General features: G+C 68.3%; 23 protein-coding genes. 13 read left to right on the top strand and 10 right to left on the bottom strand.

The features are described 5' to 3' along the window. The first annotated feature begins 1 nt into the window (after window position 1). The 4 genes from J2Y49_RS12265 to J2Y49_RS12250 all read left to right on the top strand — a co-directional run bounded on the left by J2Y49_RS12265 (window position 2) and on the right by J2Y49_RS12250 (window position 5263). The gene (locus J2Y49_RS12265) at window positions 2-745 is read left to right on the top strand and encodes an amino acid ABC transporter ATP-binding protein (protein ID WP_310115123.1); all 744 of its coding nucleotides are present in this window, start codon (window positions 2-4) and stop codon (window positions 743-745) included. Between the two features lie 35 nt (window positions 746-780). After that, window positions 781-1488: a response regulator gene (locus tag J2Y49_RS12260; protein WP_310115122.1), complete on the top strand. Its 708-nt coding sequence runs from the start codon at window positions 781-783 to the stop codon at window positions 1486-1488. A 437-nt stretch (window positions 1489-1925) separates the two neighbouring features. Further along, on the top strand, window positions 1926-4154 hold the full coding sequence (locus tag J2Y49_RS12255) for a HAMP domain-containing methyl-accepting chemotaxis protein (RefSeq protein WP_310115121.1): 2229 nt from the start codon (window positions 1926-1928) through the stop codon (window positions 4152-4154). A 53-nt stretch (window positions 4155-4207) separates the two neighbouring features. Then, the gene (locus J2Y49_RS12250) at window positions 4208-5263 is read left to right on the top strand and encodes an amino acid ABC transporter substrate-binding protein (RefSeq protein ID WP_310115120.1); all 1056 of its coding nucleotides are present in this window, start codon (window positions 4208-4210) and stop codon (window positions 5261-5263) included. A gap of 175 nt (window positions 5264-5438) precedes the next feature. Here J2Y49_RS12250 and J2Y49_RS12245 read toward each other — a convergent pair whose 3' ends face one another. From J2Y49_RS12245 to J2Y49_RS12225, 5 genes are all read right to left on the bottom strand, one after another. After that, a complete protein-coding gene (locus tag J2Y49_RS12245) occupies window positions 5439-6152 on the bottom strand; it encodes an ABC transporter ATP-binding protein (protein ID WP_310115119.1) in 714 nt (237 codons plus the stop codon). After that, window positions 6142-6897 (bottom strand): ABC transporter ATP-binding protein, encoded by a 756-nt coding sequence (locus J2Y49_RS12240; RefSeq protein WP_310115118.1) that lies wholly within the window; start codon window positions 6895-6897, stop codon window positions 6142-6144. Before J2Y49_RS12240 ends, J2Y49_RS12245 begins: the two co-directional genes overlap by 11 nt. After that, window positions 6894-7916 (bottom strand): branched-chain amino acid ABC transporter permease, encoded by a 1023-nt coding sequence (locus J2Y49_RS12235; RefSeq protein WP_310115117.1) that lies wholly within the window; start codon window positions 7914-7916, stop codon window positions 6894-6896. Before J2Y49_RS12235 ends, J2Y49_RS12240 begins: the two co-directional genes overlap by 4 nt. Further along, on the bottom strand, window positions 7913-8782 hold the full coding sequence (locus J2Y49_RS12230; RefSeq protein WP_194912487.1) for a branched-chain amino acid ABC transporter permease: 870 nt from the start codon (window positions 8780-8782) through the stop codon (window positions 7913-7915). Before J2Y49_RS12230 ends, J2Y49_RS12235 begins: the two co-directional genes overlap by 4 nt. Before the next feature lie 201 nt (window positions 8783-8983). Next, window positions 8984-10168, bottom strand: coding sequence for an ABC transporter substrate-binding protein (locus J2Y49_RS12225; RefSeq protein ID WP_310115116.1), 1185 nt, complete (start codon window positions 10166-10168; stop codon window positions 8984-8986). Window positions 10169-10508: 340 nt separating this feature from the next. Between J2Y49_RS12225 and J2Y49_RS12220 the strand changes: the two genes are divergently transcribed. The 8 genes from J2Y49_RS12220 to pcaG all read left to right on the top strand — a co-directional run bounded on the left by J2Y49_RS12220 (window position 10509) and on the right by pcaG (window position 17479). Beyond that, window positions 10509-11369: a CoA transferase subunit A gene (locus J2Y49_RS12220; RefSeq protein WP_310115115.1), complete on the top strand. Its 861-nt coding sequence runs from the start codon at window positions 10509-10511 to the stop codon at window positions 11367-11369. Further along, on the top strand, window positions 11369-12193 hold the full coding sequence (locus J2Y49_RS12215) for a CoA-transferase subunit beta (protein WP_310115114.1): 825 nt from the start codon (window positions 11369-11371) through the stop codon (window positions 12191-12193). The genes J2Y49_RS12220 and J2Y49_RS12215 overlap by 1 nt, the downstream gene beginning before the upstream one ends. A gap of 4 nt (window positions 12194-12197) precedes the next feature. Next, on the top strand, window positions 12198-13397 hold the full coding sequence (gene pcaF, locus J2Y49_RS12210) for a 3-oxoadipyl-CoA thiolase (protein WP_310115113.1): 1200 nt from the start codon (window positions 12198-12200) through the stop codon (window positions 13395-13397). Between the two features lie 167 nt (window positions 13398-13564). Continuing rightward, window positions 13565-14362 carry a 3-oxoadipate enol-lactonase gene (gene pcaD / locus J2Y49_RS12205; protein ID WP_310115112.1) on the top strand — a complete coding sequence of 266 codons (798 nt, stop codon included), beginning with the start codon at window positions 13565-13567 and terminating at the stop codon, window positions 14360-14362. A gap of 14 nt (window positions 14363-14376) precedes the next feature. Beyond that, window positions 14377-14775 carry a 4-carboxymuconolactone decarboxylase gene (gene pcaC / locus J2Y49_RS12200; RefSeq protein WP_310115519.1) on the top strand — a complete coding sequence of 133 codons (399 nt, stop codon included), beginning with the start codon at window positions 14377-14379 and terminating at the stop codon, window positions 14773-14775. Between the two features lie 19 nt (window positions 14776-14794). After that, a complete protein-coding gene (locus J2Y49_RS12195; RefSeq protein ID WP_310115111.1) occupies window positions 14795-16168 on the top strand; it encodes a 3-carboxy-cis,cis-muconate cycloisomerase in 1374 nt (457 codons plus the stop codon). Between the two features lie 25 nt (window positions 16169-16193). Beyond that, a complete protein-coding gene (gene pcaH, locus J2Y49_RS12190; RefSeq protein WP_310115110.1) occupies window positions 16194-16916 on the top strand; it encodes a protocatechuate 3,4-dioxygenase subunit beta in 723 nt (240 codons plus the stop codon). A gap of 5 nt (window positions 16917-16921) precedes the next feature. Continuing rightward, window positions 16922-17479: a protocatechuate 3,4-dioxygenase subunit alpha gene (gene pcaG / locus J2Y49_RS12185; RefSeq protein ID WP_310115109.1), complete on the top strand. Its 558-nt coding sequence runs from the start codon at window positions 16922-16924 to the stop codon at window positions 17477-17479. Window positions 17480-17636: 157 nt separating this feature from the next. On the opposite strand, the gene J2Y49_RS12180 is transcribed toward pcaG, so the two are convergent. From J2Y49_RS12180 to J2Y49_RS12160, 5 genes are all read right to left on the bottom strand, one after another. Continuing rightward, complete coding sequence (locus J2Y49_RS12180) at window positions 17637-19721, bottom strand: methyl-accepting chemotaxis protein (RefSeq protein WP_310115108.1); 2085 nt, start codon at window positions 19719-19721, stop codon at window positions 17637-17639. Window positions 19722-20047: 326 nt separating this feature from the next. After that, window positions 20048-21067, bottom strand: a complete 1020-nt coding sequence (locus J2Y49_RS12175; RefSeq protein WP_310115107.1) for a TRAP transporter substrate-binding protein — start codon at window positions 21065-21067, stop codon at window positions 20048-20050. A 65-nt stretch (window positions 21068-21132) separates the two neighbouring features. Then, the gene (locus J2Y49_RS12170; protein ID WP_310115106.1) at window positions 21133-22410 is read right to left on the bottom strand and encodes a TRAP transporter large permease subunit; all 1278 of its coding nucleotides are present in this window, start codon (window positions 22408-22410) and stop codon (window positions 21133-21135) included. 34 nt (window positions 22411-22444) lie between these two features. Then, a complete protein-coding gene (locus J2Y49_RS12165) occupies window positions 22445-23020 on the bottom strand; it encodes a TRAP transporter small permease (RefSeq protein WP_310115105.1) in 576 nt (191 codons plus the stop codon). After that, window positions 23017-23607 carry a gluconokinase gene (locus tag J2Y49_RS12160; RefSeq protein ID WP_310115104.1) on the bottom strand — a complete coding sequence of 197 codons (591 nt, stop codon included), beginning with the start codon at window positions 23605-23607 and terminating at the stop codon, window positions 23017-23019. The genes J2Y49_RS12165 and J2Y49_RS12160 overlap by 4 nt, the downstream gene beginning before the upstream one ends. A 347-nt stretch (window positions 23608-23954) precedes the next feature. Here J2Y49_RS12160 and J2Y49_RS12155 point away from each other — a divergent pair, with 347 nt between their 5' ends. After that, a complete protein-coding gene (locus J2Y49_RS12155) occupies window positions 23955-25019 on the top strand; it encodes a LacI family DNA-binding transcriptional regulator (protein ID WP_310115103.1) in 1065 nt (354 codons plus the stop codon). Window positions 25020-25050 lie beyond the last annotated feature (31 nt).

Raw genomic sequence — 25050 nt, 5'->3', positions numbered from 1 at the left:
CATGACCGAGAACGCCATCATCGAACTCCGCAAGGTCGGCAAGTGGTACAACAGCTACCACGCGCTCCGCGACGTCAGCCTCAGCATCGGCAAGGGCGAGAAGGTCGTCGTCTGCGGCCCCTCGGGCTCCGGCAAGTCGACGATGATCCGCTGCATCAACCGCCTGGAGGCGCACCAGACCGGCCACATCGTCGTCGACGGCATCGAGTTGACCGACGACGTGAAGGCGGTGGAGAAGATCCGCCGCAAGGTCGGCATGGTGTTCCAGAACTTCAACCTGTTCCCGCACCTTACCGTGCTGCAGAACCTGACGCTGGCCCCGATCTGGGTCCGCGGCATGGCGAAGTCCGAGATCGAGGAAATCGCCATGATGTACCTGAAGCGGGTGCGCATCCCCGATCAGGCGCACAAGTTCCCCGGCCAGCTGTCCGGCGGCCAGCAGCAGCGCGTCGCCATCGCCCGCGCGCTGTGCATGCGCCCCGAGATCATGCTGTTCGACGAGCCGACCTCGGCCCTCGACCCCGAGATGGTCAAGGAGGTGCTGGACGTCATGACCGAGCTGGCGGGCGAGGGTATGACCATGGTCTGCGTCACCCACGAAATGGGCTTCGCCCGGCAGGTCGCCGACTCTATTGTCTTCATGGCCGATGGCTCGATCATCGAGAGCGGGTCGCCGGCCGAATTCTTCGAGAACCCGAAAAGCGAGCGCACCCGCCAGTTCCTGGGCCAGATCCTGGAACATTGAGGCGATAGGGACGCTGGAAAGCGGACGAGAGGGCCATGCCGGCGACCATTGCCATCACCGACGACGACGCGGTGACGCGCGAGACGCTGAAGTCCTACCTGACGGACGAGGGCTTCGACGTCCTGCTGGCCCGAAGCGCGGAAGAGCTGAAGGAGCTGCTGACGACCGCCGCGGTGGACGTCGTTCTGCTCGACATCCGGCTGCCGCGCCAGGACGGGCTGACCCTGACCCGCGAGCTTCGCGCGGCGTCGGAGATCGGCATCATCCTGGTCAGCAGCCGGGCGGAGAAGCTGGACCGTATCATCGGGCTGGAGATGGGGGCCGACGACTACATCGCGAAGCCGTTCGAGCCGCGCGAGATCCTGGCCCGGGTGCGGAACCTGCTGCGCCGGCTGAAGGCGCCGGGCGACCAGCGCGACGACCGCCAGCGCCGCTTCTCCGGCTGGACCCTGTGGCTGGACCGCATGCGCCTGACCGATCCGCAGGGCAATCCGGTGCGGCTGACCGGGGCGGAGTTCGAGCTGCTGTCGACCTTCGTCTGCAACCCTGGCCGGGTGATGAACCGCGACTATCTGCTGACGGCGACGACCCGGCGGAAGACTGACGCGACCGACCGCACCATCGACAGCCTGGTCCGCCGCCTGCGCCGCCTGATCGAGACCGACCCGGCCGATCCCCGGCTGATCGTGACCGTCCACGGCACCGGCTATCTGTTCGCCGGCGACGTCACGCAGGACGGGTGAAAACTCCCTCTCCTACCCTGGTTCCCCTCTCCCCCCAGGGAGAGGGAGAAGCCATCAACCCCGAGCAAACTCCCCCGTCGCAGCAGTCTCGCGGCGGCCACGCGCTCGGCAACCTGGGCCACGGGACATGCGAAAAAATTCGCACGGTCCCGTGGCCCCATTTTTATGCATTTCCCCAGGCAGCCAGCCTATTTCAAAGTCAACCCACCACAGATGGTTGAGTCTCGTATTGCACCGCTCTCTCGCAGGAAAGTCATAGTCCTTCGGGCCAGCGAAAAACTTGCTCGATCCTTTAGCAACCGATTCTCCGCTTGTCTCAAATGCAAAAGAAAAGACACGAGCTGTTCACAATTAGACGCTAAATCGTTCAAAGGGCCCTGCGACGATGTGCGTGTAGCAATCCGTGAAACCGTTTTTGTGGCGGCGGGGGTTTGGGCATGACGACAATCTCGAAGACGGCGGGCGGCACCCTGGACGACACCGGAGCCCGTTACCGGTTCTGGACCCTGCGCCGCGCCATGGTGTCGGTGGTCGGCGTCCTGGTGGCGGCGCTGATCGCCAGCCAGGCCTGGGTGTCGCAACGCTACACCGACTTCGCGCTCGCCACCTTCAACAGCAGCGCCGCGGCGACCCTTCGGGTGCTGTCCAACGACCGCATCCGCAAGAACTACACGGAATGGCTGCAGGGCCACGCCAATGAATGGAGCCGCGATTCCTTCCTGGTCGACAGCATCAACCAGAACGATCCGGCCAAGACGACGCTGGCATTGAAGAACATCAATTCCCGCCCGGTGGTGGTCGACCGCGAGGTCCGGCTGGTCTCGGTCGCCGTGTTCGACCCCGACATGAAGCGGATCGCCGCGACCGGCGGCGAGCAGGACAGCGTCGCCACCGTCGCCCCGCTGTTCGAAGGGTTGAAGTCCCGCGACCTCGCCGACAAGCGCCGCCCGGCCAGCCTGCTATGGCGCGACGGCCAGGGCCGGCCGCTCTACAGCATGATCGTGCCGATCGGCGGCTTCCGCGTCCTGGGCTTCCTGGAGGTGGTGACCGATCCGCTGCCCGCCCTGTCCAGCCTTGGCGCCGTGCTGGACGCCGACATCCGCTTCACCGACGCCAAGGGCGCCGTGCTGTTCGAATCGAAGGGCAGCGCGCCGTCCGACCACGCGCAGATCTCCAGCACCACGGTGGCGCTCGGCGGCGACGGCGGGCTGCCCTGGGCGACGGCGGAGATCTCGCGCGACGTCGCCGAGTTCGTCGGCGCCACCGAGGAGCTGCGCAACGACGCCCTCAAGATGGTCGCCGCCTTCGCGCTGGCCGTCGCCATCGCAGCCGCCCTGCTTCTGCGCATCGCCGTCTTCGCCAACCTGCGCAAGTTCGCCCGCGCCATGGAGCAGATCGCCGCCGGCGACCTGTCCATCGAAGTGCCCCGCACCGGCCGCGACGAGCTGGCGGTCATGGGAACGGCGCTGCGCGGCCTGCGCGGCAGCGTGGAGCAGGTGCTGCTGATGAAGCGGATGGTCGACAGCAGCCCGGTGCCCACCGCCTTGCTCCGCACCAACGGCCCGAATGGAGAAGGACAGGTCGGCTTCGTCAACCCGGCCGCCCGGACCTTCTGCGAGGCGCACGGCATCGACCCGACCAGCCCCGACCTGCTGGCACAGGGGCCGGACTTCACCGCCGACTGCACCGACCCGGCCCGTCCGCCGATCCCGCGCCGCACCCTGACCGTGGACGAGACGACGGTGGAGGCGCATGTCGACACCGTGTTCGACGACCAGGGCAACGTCCTGGGCAAGACGCTGTCCTGGACCGACGTGACGGAGCAGATGCGCTCGGCGGCTCTCGCCCGCCAGTTGATGGAGGAGGTGCATCAGGTGGCGTCGGGCGTCGCCACCCAGTCGGGCCAGCTGCGCGAGTTGGCCGACGCGCTGCGCCGGGAGTCGGCCGGCACCATCGACAGCACGGTCAGCGCCGGCAGCTTCGTCGCCGAGAGCAACCGCAACGCCACCACCTGCAACGACAGCGCGGAAGTGCTGATGGACACCATCGGCAGCGTCTCCAGCCTCGCGACCGAGGCGGCGGGGATGGTCGGCGCCACGCTGGGCGAATTGACCGCCGCCCGCGGCGTGGTCGGCCAGCTGGGCGAGAACACCGAGCAGATCCGCCGCATCGTCGACGTGATCACCGGCATCGCCCACCAGACCAAGCTGCTGGCGCTGAACGCCACCATCGAGGCGGCGGCGGCCGGCACCGCGGGGCGCGGCTTCGCCGTGGTGGCGGCGGAGGTGAAGAAGCTGGCGGAGGAGACCGCCAAGGCCACGGTGCAGATCGCCGGCTCGGTCAACGCCATCAACGGCAGCATCCAGAACACCGTCGGCACCTTCGCCCGCATCTCCGGCTCGGTCGAGCGCATCAACGAGGTGCAGGAGCTGATCGGCGAGGCGGTGGCGCGCCAGACCGACTCCTCCACCGACATCCGCAGCCGGGTCGGCGTGATCGCCGGCAACACCGGCGAGGTGGCGGCGCTGATCGACGGGGTGAGCGCCCAGGCCGCCCGCACCGGCGACATCGCCGGCTCCCTGACCGTGACGGCGAACACGCTGGCAGAGGAGGCCGCGTCGCTGCATAGTCTGCTCGGCACGCTGCGCGCCCAGCAGGCGGCCTGACCGCGGCCCGCCGGGCGCGGCGATCAGGCGGCGGCGCCGGGACGGTTCGGGAGATGGATTTCGCGATGGGGCTGGTCGGGACCCTCCGGCGTTTCGCTGCCGGGATGCTGCTGGCATTGGGCGCGGTGCTGCCGCCGGCACAGGCTCTCGCCGGCGACGGCGAAACGCTGGAACGCATCCACGGCCGCGGATTCCTGGTCTGCGGGCTGCGCAGCGGGGTCAGCGGGATTTCCTTCTCCGACCCACAGGGGCATCTGGACGGCTTCCTGGTCGATGTCTGCCGCGTCTTCGCCGCGGCGACCCTCGGCAACGCCCAGGCGATCCGCGTCGTCCGCCTGCCGGAAAAGCCGCAGGAATTCCAGGCGGTGGAGAAGCATGACGTCGACATCGCGCTGACCACCACGACCTGGACCTTCAGCCGCGAACTGTCGCACGACATCGAGTTCCTGATGCCGCTGCTGCATGACGGCCAGGGCTTCGCCATCCATGGCGACGGCACCGCGCCGCCGCTCGACCGGCTGGGGCCGCGCACGGTCTGCGTCAAGACCGCGACCACCACCGTCCGCAATCTGGAAGACCATATCCGCAAGTCCGACCTGCCCTGGTCGATCCGCACCTTCCAGACGCTGGACGAGGCGCTGCAGGCCTTCCTCGCCCATGAATGCGACCTGCTGACCACCGACCGCACGGTGCTGGTCACCTCGCTCGCCGGCTACCGCAAGGCGGGGATGGCCATCCACATCTACCCCGACGTGATCTCGCGCGAGCCGCTGACCCCCTATGTCGCGCGGGGCGACCGCAACTGGTACGACATCGCCCGCTGGGTCCTTCACGCCATCGTGCTGGCCGACGCCAGGGGCGTCACTGCCGCCGACGTGCAGGCCGGCCGCATCCCCGACGACCCCGAACTGCACCGCATGCTGGGCCATGCCGGCACCGCCGCCCGCACGCTGGGCCTGCCCGACGACTGGGCCCTGCAGGTGCTGGCGCAGGTCGGGAACTACGGCGAGATCTTCGACCGCAACCTCGGCGTCCCCTACGGCATGGACCGCGGGCAGAACAAGCCCTGGACCCAGGGCGGGCTGCTGTATGCGCCGCCGTTCCGGTGATGCGCCGACATGAAAACTCCCTCTCCCGCCCCGGGAGAGGGAAGGGGCCCAAGCGGAGCTTGGGAAGGGTGAGGGGTCATCCAAGGAACCATGCGGTTCGAAATGCTCGGATCACCCCTCACCCTCCCGCCTGCGGCGGGTCCCACCCTCTCCCGGGGCGGGAGAGGGTATATCCCTACGCCGCCAGCGCCACGCCCAGATGCCGTTCCAGCAGCGCCGCATCCGCCTTTGCCTGCGCGGCCGGTCCGGCATGCACCACCCGGCCGCGGTCGAGGAAGACCACACGGTCGGCGAACTCCAGCGCGCGGTCGACCTGCTGCTCCACCAGCACGATGGTCATGTCGAGATTCGACAGCGCCGCCATCAGCGTGTCGCAGATCACCGGGGCCAGCCCCTCCAGCGGCTCGTCCAGCAGGAGCACCGTCGGCTTGCCCAGCAGCGCGCGGGCGACCGACAGCATCTGCTGCTCGCCGCCGGACAGTTCGCCGCCGCCGTTGCGCCGCCGCTCGCCCAGCCGCGGGAACAGCGCGTACGCCTCCTCCAGGGCGCAGCGCGGACGCCCCTTCAGCCCGGTGACGAGGTTCTCCTCCACCGTCAGCGACTTGAAGATGTCGCGCGTCTGCGGGACATAGCCCAGCCCAGCCGCCGCCCGCGCCGAACTGTTCATGCCAGCAAGGTCCACCCCGTCCAGTCGGATGGCGCCGCCATGGCGGGTGGTCTGGCCGACCAGCGTCGCCAGCGTCGTCGTCTTGCCCACCCCGTTGCGGCCGAGCAGGGCCAGCCGCCCGCCCGCCGGCACGCTGAAGGAGATGCCGTCGAGGATCAGCGTCTTGCCGTAGCCGGCGCGCAGATCGGTGACGTCGAGCGATCCGGCGGATTCAGTGGGCATTGGTCCGGCTCCCCAGATAGACCTCGCGCACGCGCGGGTCGGCGGCGATCTCCTTGGCGGTGCCGCTGCACAGCAGCCGCCCCTGCGCCAACACGATGATCGAACTGGCGAAGCGGAAGACGAGGTCCATGTCGTGCTCGATCATCAGCACCGCCAGATCCTTGGGCAGCCGGTCGATGGCGTCGAGGATGCGCTGGCTTTCCGAATGCGGCACGCCGGCCGCCGGTTCGTCCAGAATCAGCACCTTCGGCTTCATGGCCAGCGCCAGCGCGATCTCCAGCAGCCGCTGCTGCCCGTAGGCGAGCGAGCCGACCGCCGTGTGCGCAGCATGGGTCAGCCCCATGCTGCCAAGCAGCTCCGCCACCTCGTCGGCCAGACCGGCGACCTTGGCGACGTTGGCGAACAGGCGGAAGGTGCGGCGGTCGCGCTGCAGGACAGCCAGTTCCAAATGCTCGCGCACCGTCATCGACTTGAACAGCCGTGCCACCTGGAAGCTGCGGATCAGCCCCTGCCGCACCCGCTCCGCCGCCGACAGCTTGGTCACGTCGCGGCCGTCCAGCCGGATGGTGCCGGCGCTGGGCGGAATCACCCCGGTGACGAGGTTGACGAAGGTGGTCTTGCCGGCGCCATTCGGCCCGATCAGGGCGCAGCGGTCGCCCGCCTTCAGCGTCATGGAGATGTCGGACGCCACCTGGAGGCCGCCGAAATTCTTGGCCAGCCCCTCCACCTCCAGCAGCACCGTCATGCCTCGCCCTCCTTTCCGCGCCGCAGCCCGCCCAGCCGCTCCACCACCGACACGATGCCGCCGGGCAGGAACAGGACGATGCCGATCAGGAACAGGCCAATGAAGGCCATCCAGTGATAAGGGTCGTTGGCGGCCAGGATGTGGTGGACGCCCATGAAGGCTGCCGTGCCGATCACCGCGCCATAGAGCCGCCCGGTGCCGCCCAGCACCAGCATGACCAGCGCCTCCGCCGACCAGGAGAAGCCGGTGCTGTCCAGCCCGACGATGCCGCTGGTCACCGCGGTCAGCGCCCCCGCCACTCCCGCGAACACGCCGGCCACCGCATAGAGCGCCACCAGATAGGATTTCGGCGAGCCGCCGATGGCGGAGATCCGCAGGGGATCCTCTTTAACCCCGCGGCAGGCCAGCCCGAAGGGCGAGCGCACGATGCGCCGTGCCACCACCAGCCCGACCACCAGAACCGCCAGCGCGAACAGGTAGGAGGTGTGGCCGAACATGTCGAAGCGGAACATCCCCAGCACCGGCGCCGGATCGATGCCCGACAGCCCGTCGCTGCCGCCGGTCCAGTCGCGCGCCTTGTTGGCGACCTCCTGCACGATCTGCCCGACCGCGATGGTCAGCATCAGCAGGGTCAGCCCGCGGGCATGCAGGATCAGGGCGCCGGTGACCAGCGCGAGCAGACCGCCGGCCAGCCCGCCGACCGCCAGCATCGCGAAGGGGTCGTTGTTCCAGTTGACCGCGAGGATGCCGGCGGCATAGGCGCCGGTGCCGAACATCGCCGCCTGCCCCAGCGTGGCGATCCCGCCATAGCCGAGCACGAGGTCGAGCGACAGCACGAACAGCGCCGAGGCGGCGATGCGGGTCAGCAGCGCCAGATCGTCCGGCAGCAGCCAATAGGCGGCCAGCCCCACCGCCGCGATCAGCGGAATGCCGATCCAGTCGAGATCGCGGCGCCTGCCGAGCGGGATGGGTCGCGTCATGGTGCCGGCCTTGCCGTCTCGCTCGGCGACGCTCGTCATGCCGTCCTCCCTTTGAAGAAGCCGTGGGGCCAGCGGAACAGGATCAGGATCAGGGCAGCGTAGAAGAAGAACTCGCCGAAATTCGGGATCAGGTATTTGCCGGCGGTGTCGACGATGCCCAGCGCCAGCGCCGCCGCGGCCGAGCCGAAGATGCTGCCCGCGCCGCCGACCGCCACCACCGCCAGGAACAGCACGATGTAGCGGATGGCGTAATAGGGCTCCAGCGGCAGCAGTTCGGCCCCCAGCACGCCGCCCAGCGCCGCCAGCCCGGTGCCGAGCGCGAAGGTCGCCAGATAGAGCCGCTCGGTCCGGATGCCCAGCGCCGCCGCCATCGCCGGGTCATCCACCGCCGCGCGCAGCCGGATGCCGAAATCGGTGCGCTCCAGCAGCCACCATAGCCCCAGCAGCGTCGCCGCCCCGGCGCCGATCACGAAGGCGCGGTGGGTCGGGATCGCCTTCGGCCCCAGCTCCACCGTGCCGGTCAGCAGTTCCGGCAGCGGGATGCGCTTCAGCGTCGGGCCGAACAGATAGTTGATGCCGGCGACGATGACGAAGGTCAGGCCGATGGTCAGAAGCACCTGCGCCAACTCGTTCGCCGAGCCGTAGATCCGCCGGTACAGCAGCCGTTCCAGCGGCAGCGTCGCCAGCACCGTCAGCGCCACCGCCGCCACCAGCGCCACCCCGTAGGGCAGCCCGACGCTCTGCGCCGCATAGGACGCGACATAGCCGCCGACCATGGCGAAGGCGCCATGCGCCAGATTGACCACCCGCATCAGCCCCAGCGTCACCGACAGCCCGACGGAGATGATGAAGAGGATCATGCCGTAGGCGACCCCGTCGACGGCGATCCCGAACATGGTTTCCATGATGTGCGTCCGTCTGCGCTGATGCCTGTTGCCGCCTCTTACCCCCACCCCGACCCTCCCCCGCTGGGCGGGGGAGGGAGTCAGTGTCGAAGCAGCGGAGTTCCCTCCCCCGCGATCGGACCGGCCTTCAGCCGGCCGAGAGCGGGGGAGGGTTAGGGTGGGGGTCTAACTCACCGCCACGCCAGCTTCAAAAAGCCCCCCTCATTTCCCCAACTTGTACCCATAGTCCGGCTGGTTCGGGAACGCCTCCTTCTCGACGTTCTCCAATTTGCCGTCGACCTTCTCCACCGTGCGCAGGTAGATCGTCTGGGTGACGTGGCGGCTGTTGGGATCGATGGTCAGGGGCCCGCGCGGGCTTTCCCAGCTCATGCCCTTCACCGATTCCACCGCCTTGGCGCCGTCGATCTTGCCGCCGCCGTTCTTGATCATCTGGTAGATGACATGCACGCCGTCATAGGCGCCGACAGAGCTGAAGGTGACGGTGTCGTAGGACCCGAACATCTCCTTGTGCTTTGCGACGAAGGCCTTGTTCTTCGCCGAATCATGGGCGCGGCTGTAGTTGAAGCTGGTGGTGATGCCCAGCGCGGCGTCGCCCAGAGCCGGCAGGTCCGGTTCCTGGGTCAGGTCGCCGGGACCGAAGAACTTGATGCCGGCCGCCTTCAGCCCGGTGTCGTTGAAGGCCTTGGCGAAGGCCAGCGTCGACGGGCCGGCGGGCAGGAAGGCATAGACCGCCTCCGCGCCCGAATCCTTGATGCGTTGCATGAAGGGGGCGAAGTCGTTGGACTTCATCGGCATGCGGATGGTGTCCACCACCGTGCCGCCATTCTTTTCGAAGGTGGTCTTGAAAGCGCTCTCGCCGTCGATGCCGGGGCCATAGTCGCTGACCGCCGACACCGCCTTCCTGATCCCCTGCTTGGCCATGTATTCGGCCAGCGGCACCGTGTTCTGCCACAGGGTGAAGGAGGTGCGGACATAGCGCGGCGACTTTTCCGTGATGGCGGAGGTCGCGGCGTTGAAGATCACGCAGGGAATGTTCGCCTCGTCGATCAGCGGGGCGACGGCCAGCGCGTCGGGCGTGAAGAAATAGCCGGCGAGGAAGGACACCTTCTCCTTGACGATCAGCTCCTGCGACAGCGCCTTGCTTTGTGCCGGGTTGGCCTGGTCGAGGTCCTTGTAGATGAATTCCACCGTGTCGTTGCCGACGGTCTTGCCATGTTCGGCCTGGTAGATCTCGATGGCTTCCCGGAAGGTCTTGCCGACCACGCCGTAGGGTCCGGAGAAAGGCGCGACGACGCCGACCTTGATGGTGGCGGCACCGGCCGAACCGGCCGTCAGCGCCAGACCGAACGCCGCACCCAGCAGCGCGTTGCGCAGAGTCCTCGTCATCGTCCCTCCCACATGTGACCATATGCCGGCGCCGGAACTCGCGGCCCCGATCGTTGACTGTTCCGCCCAGCGTACTGAGGGGCAACCGAACCGTCAAGTGCGATATTTGACATTAAGTGCGATAAACGCCCATAACGCGGTTTTCCCCTAAGCCTTTGTTTGACATTACAAAAGAAAAAACGACAAGACCTTTTCACCGCAACTCTCTAATGCTGCGGCGCAATATGTGCGTTTATCGTACAAATACGCCTATATTCGACCTTGACAGCCGAAACGCTCGACGGTCAATCTGTGCGTAAAGATGAATACGCGTGCGGTTTTCGCACAACCGGGAGGTCATATGGCCAAGATCACGCCCCTGCGCGAGGCGGTGGCGAGCCTCGTGCGCGACGGCGACACGGTCGCCCTGGAAGGGTTCACCCATCTCATTCCCCATGCCGCCGGGCACGAGATCATCCGGCAGGGCCGGCGCGGCCTGACCCTGGTCCGCATGACGCCGGACCTGATCTACGACCAGATGATCGGCATGGGCTGTGCTGCCAAGCTGATCTTCTCCTGGGGCGGCAACCCCGGCGTCGGCTCGCTCCACCGCTTCCGCGACGCCGTCGAACAGGGCTGGCCGCACCGGCTGGAGATCGAGGAGCACAGCCATGCCGGCATGGCGAACGCCTATGTCGCCGGCGCCTCCAACCTGCCCTTCGCCCTGCTGCGCGGCTACACCGGCTCCGACCTGCCGAAGGTCAACCCGAACATCCGCTTCGTCGAGTGCCCCTTTACGGGGGAGAAGCTGGCCGCCATCCCCTCCGTCCGTCCCGACGTGACGGTGATCCACGCCCAGAAGGCCGACCGCCGCGGCAACGTCCTGCTGTGGGGCATCCTCGGCGTCCAGAAGGAAGCCGTTCTGGCCGCCAAGCGCTCCATCATCACGGTGGAGGAGATCGTCGACGATCTGGAGGCGCCGCCGAACGCCTGCGTGCTGCCGGCCTGGGCGCTCTCCGCCGTCTGTCCTGTCCCCGGCGGCGCCTATCCGTCCTACGCGCAGGGCTATTCGGAGCGCGACAACCGTTTCTACAAGGCCTGGGATCCCATCGCCCGCTCGCGCGAGGAGTTCCGCGCCTGGATGCAGCGCCATGTCCTGGATACCGACGATTTCGCCGGCTTCCGCCGCGTGCTGGCCGAAAGCATGAAGGAGGTCGCGTGATGAGCAGCCCTAAGATCAATGGCGAAACTCTCGACTTCACCGCGACCGAGATCATGACGGTCGCGGCCAGCCGCCTGCTGCAGAACGGCACCGTCTGCTTCGTCGGCATCGGCCTGCCCTCGACCGCCGCCAACCTCGCCCGGCTGACCCATGCGCCGGACGTGGTGCTGATCTATGAATCGGGCCCCATCGGCGCCAAGCCGTCGGTGCTGCCGCTGTCGATCGGCGACGGCGACCTTGCGCTGACCGCCGACACCGTGGTCGGCACGCCGGAGATCTTCCGCTACTGGCTGCAGGGCGGACGGATCGACGTCGGCTTCCTCGGCGCCGCCCAGGTCGACCGCTTCGCCAACATCAACACCACCGTCATCGGCCCCTATGACGCCCCCAAGGTGCGGCTGCCCGGTGCCGGCGGCGCGCCGGAGATCGCCTCCCAGGCCAAGGAAGTGTTCATCGTGCTGAAGCAAAGCCCGAAGGCCTTCGTTGCCAAGCTGCCCTTCGTCACCTCCGCCGGCCATCTCGACGGTGGCGATGCGCGCGCCAGGGCCGGCATCCCCGGCGCCGGGCCGACCGCGGTCATCACCGATCTCGGGATCCTCACCCCCGATCCGGTGACCAAGGAACTGACCCTGACCGGCATCCATCCCGGCGTGACGGTGGAGCAGGTGAAGGCGGCCACCGGCTGGGACCTGAAGATTTCGCCCGACCTGAAGCCCACCGAGTTCCCGGATGCCGAAACCCTGACGGCGCTCCGCGATCTCCAGGCCCGCACCGCCGCCGCGCACGGCATCTCCCAGGGGCAAGCCGGCGGCGGAGAAGGATAAGACCATGCGTGACGCCTATATCTGCGACGCCATCCGCACCCCCATTGGCCGCTATGCAGGATCCCTGTCGTCGGTGCGCGCCGACGATCTCGGCGCCGTGCCGATCCGCGCCCTGATGCAGCGCAACCCGTCGGTCGACTGGGCCGCGGTGGACGATGTCATCTATGGCTGCGCCAACCAGGCCGGCGAGGACAACCGCAACGTCGCCCGCATGGCCGCCCTGCTGGCAGGATTGCCCGAGGCGGTGCCGGGCACGACGATGAACCGGCTCTGCGGCTCCGGCCTCGACGCGCTCGCCACCGCCGCCCGCGCCATCAAGGCGGGCGAGGCCGATCTGATGATCGCCGGCGGGGTGGAGAGCATGAGCCGCGCCCCCTTCGTCATGGGCAAGGCCGATGCACCCTTCTCCCGCCAAGCCGAGATCTTCGACACCACCATCGGCTGGCGCTTCGTCAACCCGGCGATGAAAGCGGCCTACGGCACCGATTCGATGCCGGAAACCGCGGAGAACGTCGCCGACGACTGGAAGATCGCCCGCGCCGACCAGGACGCCTTCGCGCTCCGCAGCCAGGAACGCGCCGCCCGCGCCATCGCCGACGGCAGTCTCGCCCGCGAGATCGTCCCCGTCACCATCAAGGCCCGCAAGGGCGAAACGGTGGTCGCCACCGACGAACATCCCCGCGCCACGACCATCGAGGCGCTGTCGGCCCTGAAGCCGATCGTCCGACCCGGCGGCACGATCACCGCCGGCAATGCGTCCGGCGTCAACGACGGCGCCGCCGCCCTGCTGATCGCATCCGAAGCGGCGGTGAAGCGCCATGGCCTGACCCCGCGCGCCCGCATCGTCGGCGGTGCCACCGCCGGCGTACCGCCGCGCGTCATGGGAATCGGTCCGGTCCCCGCGACGCGCAAGCTGCTGGAGCGGCTCGGCCGGACCATCGCCGACATCGACCTGATCGAGCTGAACGAGGCCTTCGCCGCCCAGGCTCTGGCCGTCCTGCGCGAACTGGGCCTGCCGGACGATGCCGCGCATGTGAACCCGAACGGCGGCGGCATCGCGCTCGGCCATCCGCTCGGCATGAGCGGCGCCCGTCTGGCGACCACCGCGGTGCACCAACTTGAGCAGTCCGGCGGCCGGACGGCGCTCTGCACCATGTGCATCGGCGTCGGCCAGGGCATCGCGGTGATGATCGAGCGGGTGTAGCCGTCAACGTTAGACCCCCACCTAACCTCCCCCACTGAGTGGGGGAGGGACTGCCGCTCCCCTCCCACATCAGCACCAGTCCCCTCCCCCGCCCAGCGGGGGAGGGTTAGGGTGGGGGCACCGTCAAGCCGACACCCCACCAGAACAACCACCACAGGCGGACCCCCATGCCCTTCATCGAAGCCGCCGGCATCACCCAGCACTACGACCTGACCGGCCCGGCCGACGCGCCGGTGCTGCTGTTCGCCAACTCCATCGGCACCAGCCTTCACATCTGGGACGCCGTGGTGCCGCACCTGTCGGACCGCTACCGCATCCTGCGCTACGACATGCGCGGCCACGGCCTGACCCAGGTGACGCCGGTCAGCGAGGATGCCGGCTACAGCATGGACCTGCTGGCCGACGACGCCGCCGGCCTGCTCGACGCGCTGGGCATCGCGCGTGCCCATGTCTGCGGCCTGTCCATCGGCGGCATGATGGCGCAGCGCCTCGCCGTCAAGGCGCCAGCCCGCGTGCATGGCCTGATCCTGTGCGACACCGCCGGCGTCATCGGCCCGCAATCGGTCTGGACCGACCGCATCGCCGCCATCCGCGCCCGCGGCATGGCCGCGATCTCCGACGGGGTGATGGCCCGCTGGTTCACGCAGGCCTTCCGCGACGGCCGGCCCGACCAGATCCGCGGCTACACCGCCATGGTCGCCCGCACCACCGAGGACGGCTATGTCGGCTGCGCCATGGCGATCCGCGACGCCGACCTGCGCACCGCCAACGCCGCCATCAAAGCCCCGACCCTGGTGATCTGCGGCGAGGACGACGTGGCGACCCCGCCCGACGCCGCCCGCGAGCTGGCGACCGGCATCCCCGGCGCGCGGTTCGAACTGCTGCCCGGCGCCGCCCACATCCCCGGCGTCGAGAAACCGGCGGAACTGGCCGCCCTGATCGACGGCTTCCTGAGGGATTTGTGATGGCCGACCGTGAAATAAAGGACAAGAATCTGTACGACCGCGGCATGGCGGTGCGCCGCTCGGTCCTCGGCGACGCCCATGTCGACCGCTCGCTGGAGCGCGCCACCGACTTCGACGCCGATTTCCAGGAGTTCATCACCAAGACCGCCTGGGGCCAGATCTGGACCCGACCGGGCCTGGACATCCGGACGCGCAGCATGCTGACCATCGCCATGCTGGCGGCGCTGGGCAAGGACGGCGAACTGAAGCTGCACATCCGCGCCACCCGCAACACCGGGGTCACCCGCGACGAGGTTAAGGAAATCCTGATGCAGGCCGCCGTCTATGCCGGCGTCCCCGCCGGAAACCACGCCATCGCGCTGGCCCGCGCGGTGTACGCGGAGATGGATGAAGAGGACGCCCAACAAGGCTGACACGCAAAGGCTGACAACCATGACCTTCCTCCGCCACGCCGACCCGCTGCTCGACCCGCTCTTCACCACGGATGCGGCAGCCGACGCCTTCTCGCCCACCGCAAGGCTGCAGGGCATGCTGGCGTTCGAGGCGGCGCTGGCGCGGGCCGAGGCGGCGGTGGGCGTGATCCCGGCCCACGCCGTTCCGGCCATCGAAACGGCCTGCCACGCCGACCTCTACGACCTCGACGCGCTGGGGGCGGAGGCGGCGCTGGCCGGCAACACCGCCATCCCGATGGTCAAGCAGCTGACACGCGCCGTGATGGCCGCCGACGAGGAGTCGTCCCGCTACGTCCATTGGGGCGCCACCAGCCAGGATGCGATGGACAGCGGCCTGATGCTGCAGCTGCGCCGCTTCCTCGACGGCCTCGACGCCGATCTGGCGGCGCTCGCCGACGGTCTGGCCGAACTCGCCGACCGCCACCGCGCCACGCCGATGGTCGCCCGCACCTGGTTGCAGCATGCCCTGCCGACCACCTTCGGGCTGAAGGCCGCCGGCTGGCTCGACACGCTGGGCCGCGACCGGCAGCGGATCGCCGCGGCGAGAGGCCGCCTCGCCCTGCAATTCGGCGGCGCCGCCGGGACGCTGGCGGCATTGGGCGATGCCGGCCCGGCAGTGGCGGAAGCGCTGTCGAAGGAGCTGGACCTCCCCCTGCCCGCCCTGCCCTGGCACGCCAGCCGCGACCGCATCACTGAACTGGCATCATCCCTCGGCATTCTCGCCGGCACGCTCGGCACGCTGGGCCGCGACATCTCGCTGATGATGCAGATGGAGGTCGCCGAGGCGTTCGAGCCCGCCGGCCCCGGCCGCGGCGGCTCCTCCACTATGCCGCACAAGCGCAACCCGGTGTCCTGCGCCGTGCTGCTCTCCACCGCCATCCGCGCTCCCGCCCTGGTCGGCGGGCTGCTGGCGGCCCAGGTGCAGGAACACGAACGCGGCCTCGGCGGCTGGCATGCCGAATGGCAGGCGTTGCCCGACCTTTGCCGCCTCGTCGCCGGCGCCGCCCGCCATGCCCGCGAGACCATCGCCGGCCTGACCGTCGACGCCGAACGCATGCGCGCCAACCTCGACCTGACCCGCGGCCTGATCCTGGCCGAGGCGGTGACCATGGCGCTGGGCGACCGCATGGGCCGCATGGCCGCCCATTCCCGCGTGGCCGACGCCAGCCGCCGCGCCGCGGATTCCGCCCGCCCGCTGCGCGATGTCCTGGCCGAGGATGCCGAGGTGGTGCAGGCGCTGGGCATGGACGGCCTCGACCGCCTGTTCGACCCGCTGCGCTACACCGGCGCAGCATCCCACTTCATCGACCGCGTGCTGGATACCCATAGGCAAGCAAAAGGTCGGCAAAGCTGACCGCTCCCAAGGAGGGACTACCGAGATGGACACAGCCGTTCAGGAGACCGAGGGCGATTTTGGCCCCCGTGATTGGTCACAACATCCGCCCTACCTGTCGCCGCTCTACAAATCGACGGTCCTGCGCTCGCCTCGTAAGCCGCTGATCCCGATGAAGCAGTGCCTGTCGGTGCGCAGCGGCCCGGTCTTCGGCCATGACAGCGTCGATCCGCTGGACAACGACCTGACGAAGAACGGCCGCGTCAACGGCGACCCGATCGGCGAGCGCATCATCGTCACCGGCCGCGTGCTGGACGAGTGCGGCCGGCCGGTGCCGCACACGCTGCTGGAGATCTGGCAGGCCAACGCCTGCGGCCGCTACGTCCACCGCTGGGACCAGCATGACGCGCCGCTCGACCCCAACTTCTTCGGAGCCGGCCGCTGCATCACCGACCAGGAAGGCCGCTACCGCTTCACCACGATCAAGCCCGGCGCCTATCCCTGGGGCAACCACCACAATGCGTGGCGCCCGGCCCACATCCATTTCTCGCTGTTCGGGCCGTCCTTCCTGACCCGGCTGGTCACCCAGATGTATTTCCCGGGCGATCCGCTGCTGCCGCTCGACCCCATCTACAACGGGGTGCCGGAGGGTGCGCGCGAGCTGCTGATCTCCCGCTTCTCCATCGACGTGACCGAGCCGGTGTGGGCGCTCGGCTATGAGTTCGACATCGTCCTGCGCGGACGCCAGGCCACGCCGATGGAGGGCTAACCGCCATGAGCCAGACGCTGAAACAGACCCCATCCCAGACCGTCGGCCCCTATTTCGCCTATGCCTGGACGCCGGAACTCTACGGCCGCCGCCCGCTGGCGACCAACCGGCTGGCGACCCGCGACATGGCCGGCGAGCAAATCCGCATCGAGGGCGTGGTTTACGATGGCGATGGCGCCCCGATCCGCGACTGCGTGGTGGAGATCTGGCAGGCCGGCGCCGACGGCCGCCACGCTCCCGGTGCGGCCGGCTTCGGCCGCTGCGGCACCAACGACGAAGGCTATTATGTCTTCGACACGGTGAAGCCGGGCGTTTGCGACCAGGGGCACGCCCCGCACATCGCGGTGACCGTGTTCGCCCGCGGCATGCTGAGCCACGCCTTCACCCGCCTGCACTTCTCCGACGAGGCCGCGGCGAATGCGGCGGACCCGGTTCTGGCGAGCGTCCCCGCCGACCGCCGCGACACCCTGATCGCGCGGCGTGCCGAGCTGCCGGGCGGGGTGGTCTACCGCTTCGACATCCGTCTGCAGGGCGAGGGGGAGACGGTGTTTTTCGACTGCTGAGGGTGGGGTGTCGGCTTCGATTGCCCCCACCTAACCTCCCCCGCTGGGCGGGGGAGGGACTGCCGCTGCCTTCCCAATCAAGCACTTATCCCCTCCCCCGCCCAGCGGGGGAGGGTTAGGGTGGGGGCATCGTCAGCCGACCCCCACACACACCTCCTCACCCCTCGCGGATCGTCGCCACGAAGCGCTGCACTTCGGTGCGCAGTTGGGCCGACTGGTGCGACAGCGTGTCGGCCGCCGCGCGGGCCTGGGCGGCCATGCTGCCGGTCTCGCCGGCGGCGCGGGTGACGCCGTCGATGTTGGTCGACACCTCGCGGGTGCCGGCGGCGGCCTGCTGGACGTTGCGGCTGATCTCGCGGGTCGCCGCCCCCTGCTCCTCCGCCGCGGCGGCGACGGCGGTGACCGTCTCGCTGATGCCGAGGATGGTGTGGCCGATGGCCTGGATGGCGCCGACGGCGCTGCCGCTGACCGCCTGGATCTCTGCGATCTGGGCGGCGATCTCCTCCGTCGCCTTGGCGGTCTGGCTGGCGAGGTTCTTCACCTCCTGCGCCACGACGGCGAAGCCCTTGCCGGCCTCCCCGGCACGCGCCGCCTCGATGGTGGCGTTCAGCGCCAGCAGGTTGGTCTGGCCGGCGATGGACTGGATCAGGTTCACCACGTCGCCGATCTTCTGCGCCGCCTGGGCCAGACCGGCGACGGTGCCGTTGGTCTTCTCGACCTCCCCCACCGCGTCGTTGGCCATGCGGGACGAGGCCGCGATGCGCTGGTTGATCTCCTCGATGGAGTGGGCCAGTTCCTCCGCGGCGGCAGCCACCGTCTGCACGTTGCTGCTGGCGACGTCGGCGGCGCTGGCGACGGCCGCGGCCTGGGCGTTGGTCTGCTCGGCGATTGCCGACAGCCCTTCGGAGTCGGTGCGGATCAGTTCGGCCTGCTCGGTCACGCTGGCGACCACGCCGCCGACCGTGCCCTCGAACCGGTCGGCCATCCGGGCCAGTTCCTGCTTGCGCTGCTCGGCGGCGCGCTGCTCGTCCAGGCGGCGCTGTTCCTCCATCTCGGCGACCCGGCCGGCATTCTCCTTGAACAGCTGGAGCGCCTGGTTGATGGCGCCGATCTCGTCCGCGCGGTCGCGGTCGGTGACCTCCACGTCGCGCCGGCCGGCGGTCAGCGCCTGGATGGTGGCGATGATCCGGCGCAGTGGCTGGCCGACGACCATGCGGCTGGTCAGCCACAGCGCCAGCAGGAGCCCGGCGGTCAGCAGCACCGCACCCACGGCGATGAAGGCCCGCAGTTCCTGCTTCGGCACCTCGATCTTGTTGATCGGCAGGTTGACCAGGATCGACCAGGGCGTGCCGGTGCTGCCGATGACGACCGGCCGGAACAGCTGCTTGACGTCGGTCTTCAGGCTGGCCGACACCGAGAAATGGGAGAAGGGCTTGCCCTCGCGGATGGCGGGCATGGCATCCTTCAGCCGCTCGTTGGTCTGCAGGATCGGCTTGCCCAGATGGTCGGGGTTGCTGTAGGCCGCCCATGCCCCGCCGTTGGAGATCAGGAAGACCGATCCCGTTTCGAACGGCTTGACCGTCTTCAACTCGTTCCAGATGTCGTCGGTGGCGATGTCCACGCCGGCGACGCCGATGAACTTGCCGGCGTCCATGACCGGAACCACCAGCGACACCATCAGCACGTTCTTGCCGGCGACCGTGTAGCTGTAGGGCTCGACGATCACCTCCCGGCCGGTGCGCTTGGCCTGCTGGTAGTAGACGCCGTCCGGTCCGGGATCGTCATAGCCGGTCAGCGCTTCCAGCTGGACCTTGCCGCCGCCGCGGTTCCAATAGGAGATGAAGCGGCCGCTGGCGTCGCTGCCGGGCTTGTTGGCGAAGGCGGCGTCCTTGCCGTCCAGCGCGTTGGGCTCCATGCCGACCCAGATGCCGATCAGCCCGGTGTTGGCCTCCAGCAGGCTTTTCAGCCAGTCGTTCAGCTTGTCGCGGTCGACGATGCCGCTCCGCTTCAGGCTGAGCAGGGTGGTGCCCATCAGGCGGCTGACGTCCATGGCGTCGTTCAGCCGCCGCTCGACGGTCGCCGCATGGTACTTGCCCAACTCCTCCCCGACCTGGAAGGACAGCTCGTCGGTGTCCGCCCCGCTCTTGACGGAGATCACGAACGACCCGCCCCCCAGCCCGATCGCCAGGACCAACCCGATCGCCAATACCAGCTTTGTCACCAACGGCAACTTCTTGAACATCGACATTCCCCGCGACACATCCGAATGAAGGCACGACACCCACGCCGACTGTCCCGCGGTTCAGTTAAATTCGCGTAAATTGCGGTCTAAGATATTCGTTGGCCCCAAATACATTGAGAACCGTTCGCAAATTTAGAACAAAGACAATCGAACTCGCATCTCCAAACCACACTTTGGGACCAATACCACAGCTTGTTCGAACACAAACAACTTGCGTGCGGTAAATTCTCGGTTCCGTCATCCCGAAAGACGAAGGGGGCGGACCGGCTTCCCCGATCCGCCCCCATCCCCTTCGCCCCGTCACAGGGCGTGTGCGCGATGCAGCGTTACTTCCGGGCGGCGACGATGGCGGCCTGAATCTCCTTCAGGACCTCCGCTCCGCCGTCGGCGGCGTACTTGTCGAAGGCGGGCTTGACCATCTCGCGCATGCGGTCCAGTTCGGCCGGGCTCAGCTCGTTGATCTGCATGCCCTTTTCCTTCAGGTACGCGATGCTCTGGGCCGAGGCCTCGCGGCTGTCCTTGCGCTCGAACTCGCGCGAGGCGACGGCGGCCTCGTTCAGGATCTTCTTCTCGTCGGCCGACAGGCCGTCGTACCAGCGCTTGCTGGCCAGCACGATCCACGGGCTGTAGACGTGGCGGGAAATGGTCAGGAACTTCTGCACTTCATAGAACTTGGACGACTGGATGGTCGTGACCGGGTTCTCCTGGCCGTCGACCGTGCCGGTCTCCAGCGCGGTGAACAGTTCGGAGAAGGCCAGCGGCACCGCGTTGGCGCCGAAGCGGTTGAACATGTCGATGTAGACCGGGTTCTGCATCACGCGCAGCTTGATGCCGCCCATGTCCTCCAGCTTGGTGATCGGCCGCTTGCTGTTGGTCAGGTTGCGGAAGCCGTTCTCCCAATAGACCAGCCCGACCAGCCCCTTGTCGTTCAGCGACTTGAGCAGCTTCTCGCCGAACGGACCGTCCAGGACGGCGTCGGCTTCCCGTTCGTTGTTGAACAGGAAGGGCAGGTCGTAGACGCCGAAATCCTTGACGATGCCGACGAGCGTGGCGGTGGAGCCCACCATCATCTCCTGCGCGCCGCCGATCAGGGCGTTCTGCATCTGGATGTCGTTGCCCAGGCTGGCGTCGCCGAAGCCCTTCATCTTGAACTTGCCGCCGCTGCGCTTGGACAGTTCCTCGGCGAAATACTTGACGGCGCGGCCCTGGTTGCTGCTTTCCGACAGGCCGTAGCCGAAGCGGATGATGCGGGTCTTCACCTCCTGGGCGGAAGCGCTGGTGACGGCGGCGACCGGGGCGAGCAGGGCGGCGGCGATGCCGGTGGCGAGAAGCAGTTTGCGGAACATGGTGTCGGTCTTCCTTCCTTGGGCGTTTCGTTGTGTTTGGCGTTCGGGCGTTTGGTGTTCAGGCGTCAGTGGAAGAAATGCAGCGGCGCGGTGACGATCTCCGGCACGGCGATCAACAGGCCGAGCAGGACGATGTAGGTCAGCAGGAAGGGCCAGATGCCCTTGGTGGCGCTTTCCAGCGAGATGCGGGCGACGCCGCACACCACGTTCAGCACCGTGCAGACCGGCGGATGGATCAGGCCCAGCGTGCCGACCAGGACGAACATCACGCCGAAATAGGCGGGGTCGATGCCGGCCTTGATCGCCAGCGGGGTCAGCACCGGACCCAGCACCAGGATGGTCGGCGTCAGGTCCATCACCGTGCCGACGGCCAGCAGCAGGCAGGCGATGGCCAGCATCAGCAGCTTCGGATTGTCCATCAGCGGGGCCAGCAGCTCCGTCATCTGCTGCGGCAGGTCGGCCAGCGTCACCATGTAGGACGACACCAGCGCCGCGGCGCACAGGAACATCACCGTGCTGGTGGTGCGCGCCGCCTGGACCAGCAGCGGGACCAGCTGCGCCAGAGTGACCTGACGGTAGACGAACAGCGCGACGAACAGCGAATAGACGGCGGCGACCACCGCGGCCTCGGTCGGCGTGAAGATGCCGCCGCGCAGGCCGCCGATGATGATGACCGGCAGGGCCAGCGCCCAGATGCCGTCGCCCAGCGCCTTCAGCCGCTCCCGCCCGCTCGCCTTCGGCTGCAGCTTCACCGTCATGTCGCGGACGACGAAGGTCCAGGCGCAGACCAGGCCGATGCCCATCAGCAGGCCGGGCACGATGCCGGCCATGAACAGCGCGCTGATCGAGGTGTTGGTGGTCACGCCGAAGATGATGAAGGGCATGCTGGGCGGAATGATCGGGGCGATGATGCCGCCCGACGCGATGAGGCCGGCCGAACGCGGCACCGGGTAGCCATGGTCGCGCATCATCGGGATCAGCAGCGTGGCGAGCGCCGCGGTGTCGGCGATGGCCGATCCCGACAGGCTGGCCAGCATCACCGAGGCGCCGATGGTGACGTAGCCCAGCCCGCCCTTGATGTGGCCGACAAGGCTGACCGCGAGATTGATGATGCGCTGGGAAATGCCGCCCGCGTTCATCAGCTCGCCGGCCAGGATGAAGAAGGGCACCGCCATCAGCGGGTAGTTGTCGGCGCCGCTCAGCATGTTCTGGGCGACCAGCTGGGCGTCGAAGAAGTCCAGATGGACCATCAGCGCGACGCCGGTCAGCATCAGCGCGAAGGCGATGGGCATGCCGAGCAGCATCAAGCCGAACAGCGAGCCCAGGAAAATGGTGAGGGTCATGGCGGAAACTCCGTCCGCAGGAGGTCTTCTGGGCTCAGTGCTTGGCGACGGCGGCGCTGCCGTGCGGGGCCGGGGGCGCCACGGCGGGGCCGTGCGAGTCCGGATGGTCCATCATCGTGTCGGGATCGCCGGGAACACGGGCGCCCGGCTGGTTGGTGACGATCCGCACCAGATTCGCCAGCACGATCAGCGCCATGGCGATGGCCGGGAAGAAGCCCGCTGCCGCATAGAAGGCCATGGGGAAGCGCAGGACGGTGGAGAAGGTCTCCATGCCGATCAGCAGCTGGATCCAGCTGCCCTGCACGAACAGCCACAGGGCATAGAGCATCATCAGGTGGGCGATCACCGCGCAGACGCGGCGGACCTTGGCCGGCAGGCGGCTCTGCACGATCTCCAGGCCCAGGTGCCGCTGGTGCCGCAGCGCCACGGTGGCGCCCAGGAACACCAGCCAGACGAACATCAGCCGCGCGATCTCCTCCGCCGCGACGATGCCGCTGTTGAAGATGTAGCGCAGGACGACGTTGCCGAAGACGAGACCGACCATGATCGCCAGCATCAGCGCCATGATCCATTCGGTGATCCGCTCCAGCAGATCCGCCACGCGTTTCATGCGGTCCTCCCAATATTCTCCCCGCCGGTCAGGCGGGCGCAGGCGTCGGCGACGATGGCGTCCGCCGGCAGCGTCACCTCATAGGACAGCACCGCCTCGTCGGCGGCAGGCATCTCAAGGTCGGCGAACTGGCTGTCGACCAGGGCGGTGGGCATGAAATGGGCGGTTCGCGCCCCCATGCGAGAGGCGATCAGCGCCTTGTCGCCGTGCAGATGCAGGAAGACGACCCGCTCGCAATCGCCGCGCAGCCGGTCGCGGTAACGCCGCTTCAGCGCCGAGCAGGCGACCACCAGCCCGCGCTCCTCACGATGCGCATCGGCGATGAAGCCGGCCAGCGTGGCCAGCCAGCCGTCGCGGTCGTCGTCGGTCAGCGGGATGCCGGCCGACATCTTCGCGATGTTGGCGGGCGGATGGTGCGCATCGCCTTCGATGAAGGCATGGCCCAGCGCCGCGGCAAGGCTCTGGCCGACGCTGGACTTGCCGCAGCCGGCGACGCCCATCACCACGACGATCGGCGGTGCCGCGGACAGGCTGTCCGGCGGGCGCGGGCTGGCGGCGGGAGACGGCGCGATGGAGGGACCGTTCATGAGGCTCGTGTTCCCAATTCCCGGTGCAAGGCGGCATCCGCGCCCTCGCAGGTCACGGCGGCCACGCACTACAAAAACGTGTTAGCGCTATCATGTGCGGACCAAAGGTACATCCGCGGCCCTGTGGCCCGAATGGACGGATGACGCCGGCACGAGATGACGATACTGTTAGCGCTAACCTTGACGGGCGTAAAGAGTTTTGTTTGAGTTGCGTACGAACCGGTTGGCGGGAGCCGCGGGTTGCAGGTGCCGCTTGCCCGCCATGCTACACAACGGTAATCAGCGATCCAGCGCGGCGCTTCGTCGCGCCGGCCTCTTCATAGAGACGATTGGAAGGATGGAGCCCTGTGACGACACGTGGCGGTGATCGGCCTGCATCCCCGACGGTCAAGACGCGCAAGCCGCGCTCCTCGCGCACCGGCCGGGCGACGATGGCGGACGTGGCGGAGCGGGTCGGCGTCAGCGCCATCACCGTGTCGCGCGCCTTCAAGCGGCCGGAGCTGGTCGGGCCGGAGCTTCGCCAGCGCATCCTCGACACCGCCCAGTCGATGGGCTACGTGCCGAACCAGGCGGCCAGCGCGCTGGCGTCGGCGCGGTCGATGACGGTGGCCGTGCTGATCCCGTCGATGACCAACATGGTCTTCGTGGAAACGCTGGCCGGCATCCACGACATGCTGCTGCCGCGCGGCTACCGCGCCCTGATCGGCGTCACCCACTATTCCCCGGAGGAGGAGGAGCGGCTGATCCGCACCTACCTGCAGTTCCAGCCCGACGGCATCCTGCTGACCGGCACCGACCACACCGACGTCACCCGAACCTACCTGTCGGCGCTGAGCAGCCCGACCGTCCACATGATGGAACTGCTGGACGAGCCCGGAAGCCTCAGCGTCGGCTGCTCGCAGGAGGAAGGCGGGCGGCTGATGACCACCCATCTGCTGGAGCGCGGCTACCGCCGCATCGGCTTCGTCGCCGTGCAGCTCGACCCGCGCACGCTCTCCCGCCTGGACGGCTACCGCCACGCGCTGGAGGAGGCCGGGCTGTACGACGAGAAGCGGGTGTGGCGCCTGCCCGACCCGTCCTCCATCCATCTGGGCGCGGCGATGATCGACCGGCTGATGGCCGAGAACACCGACTGCGACGCCGTCTTCTTCTGCAACGACGATCTGGCGCAGGGCGCCCTGTTCCAATGCCAGCGCCGTGGCATCCGGGTGCCGGACCAGCTCGCCATCGCCGGCTTCAACGACCTGCCGGCGTCGGCCTGGACCACCCCGACCCTGACCACCATCGCCACGCCCCGCTACGCCATCGGCCGCCATGCCGCCGCCATGCTGCTCGACCTGATGGACGGCAAGGAGCCGCCGCGGCGGCGCGTCGATCTGGGGCTGACCTTCATCGCGCGGGAGAGCACCTGAGCGGAGCTTGCCCAGGGAGCTCCCGCCCCCC

Source organism: Azospirillum sp. BE72 (assembly GCF_031455875.1).
Classification (GTDB): Bacteria; Pseudomonadota; Alphaproteobacteria; order Azospirillales; family Azospirillaceae; genus Azospirillum.
Note: the sequence above shows the minus strand (reverse complement) of the source record. Positions and strands in the feature narration are given on the sequence as shown.

What these genes read in the sequence shown, in the direction of transcription:
- J2Y49_RS12265 (WP_310115123.1), top strand. Translation starts at nt 2, where the DNA reads ATGACCGAGAACGCCATCATCGAACTCCGCAAGGTCGGCAAGTGGTAC.
- J2Y49_RS12260 (WP_310115122.1), top strand. Translation starts at nt 781, where the DNA reads ATGCCGGCGACCATTGCCATCACCGACGACGACGCGGTGACGCGCGAG.
- J2Y49_RS12255 (WP_310115121.1), top strand. Translation starts at nt 1,926, where the DNA reads ATGACGACAATCTCGAAGACGGCGGGCGGCACCCTGGACGACACCGGA.
- J2Y49_RS12250 (WP_310115120.1), top strand. Translation starts at nt 4,208, where the DNA reads ATGGATTTCGCGATGGGGCTGGTCGGGACCCTCCGGCGTTTCGCTGCC.
- J2Y49_RS12245 (WP_310115119.1), bottom strand. Translation starts at nt 6,152, where the DNA reads ATGCCCACTGAATCCGCCGGATCGCTCGACGTCACCGATCTGCGCGCC.
- J2Y49_RS12240 (WP_310115118.1), bottom strand. Translation starts at nt 6,897, where the DNA reads ATGACGGTGCTGCTGGAGGTGGAGGGGCTGGCCAAGAATTTCGGCGGC.
- J2Y49_RS12235 (WP_310115117.1), bottom strand. Translation starts at nt 7,916, where the DNA reads ATGACGAGCGTCGCCGAGCGAGACGGCAAGGCCGGCACCATGACGCGA.
- J2Y49_RS12230 (WP_194912487.1), bottom strand. Translation starts at nt 8,782, where the DNA reads ATGGAAACCATGTTCGGGATCGCCGTCGACGGGGTCGCCTACGGCATG.
- J2Y49_RS12225 (WP_310115116.1), bottom strand. Translation starts at nt 10,168, where the DNA reads ATGACGAGGACTCTGCGCAACGCGCTGCTGGGTGCGGCGTTCGGTCTG.
- J2Y49_RS12220 (WP_310115115.1), top strand. Translation starts at nt 10,509, where the DNA reads ATGGCCAAGATCACGCCCCTGCGCGAGGCGGTGGCGAGCCTCGTGCGC.
- J2Y49_RS12215 (WP_310115114.1), top strand. Translation starts at nt 11,369, where the DNA reads ATGAGCAGCCCTAAGATCAATGGCGAAACTCTCGACTTCACCGCGACC.
- pcaF (WP_310115113.1), top strand. Translation starts at nt 12,198, where the DNA reads ATGCGTGACGCCTATATCTGCGACGCCATCCGCACCCCCATTGGCCGC.
- pcaD (WP_310115112.1), top strand. Translation starts at nt 13,565, where the DNA reads ATGCCCTTCATCGAAGCCGCCGGCATCACCCAGCACTACGACCTGACC.
- J2Y49_RS12195 (WP_310115111.1), top strand. Translation starts at nt 14,795, where the DNA reads ATGACCTTCCTCCGCCACGCCGACCCGCTGCTCGACCCGCTCTTCACC.
- pcaH (WP_310115110.1), top strand. Translation starts at nt 16,194, where the DNA reads ATGGACACAGCCGTTCAGGAGACCGAGGGCGATTTTGGCCCCCGTGAT.
- pcaG (WP_310115109.1), top strand. Translation starts at nt 16,922, where the DNA reads ATGAGCCAGACGCTGAAACAGACCCCATCCCAGACCGTCGGCCCCTAT.
- J2Y49_RS12180 (WP_310115108.1), bottom strand. Translation starts at nt 19,721, where the DNA reads ATGTTCAAGAAGTTGCCGTTGGTGACAAAGCTGGTATTGGCGATCGGG.
- J2Y49_RS12175 (WP_310115107.1), bottom strand. Translation starts at nt 21,067, where the DNA reads ATGTTCCGCAAACTGCTTCTCGCCACCGGCATCGCCGCCGCCCTGCTC.
- J2Y49_RS12170 (WP_310115106.1), bottom strand. Translation starts at nt 22,410, where the DNA reads ATGACCCTCACCATTTTCCTGGGCTCGCTGTTCGGCTTGATGCTGCTC.
- J2Y49_RS12165 (WP_310115105.1), bottom strand. Translation starts at nt 23,020, where the DNA reads ATGAAACGCGTGGCGGATCTGCTGGAGCGGATCACCGAATGGATCATG.
- J2Y49_RS12160 (WP_310115104.1), bottom strand. Translation starts at nt 23,607, where the DNA reads ATGAACGGTCCCTCCATCGCGCCGTCTCCCGCCGCCAGCCCGCGCCCG.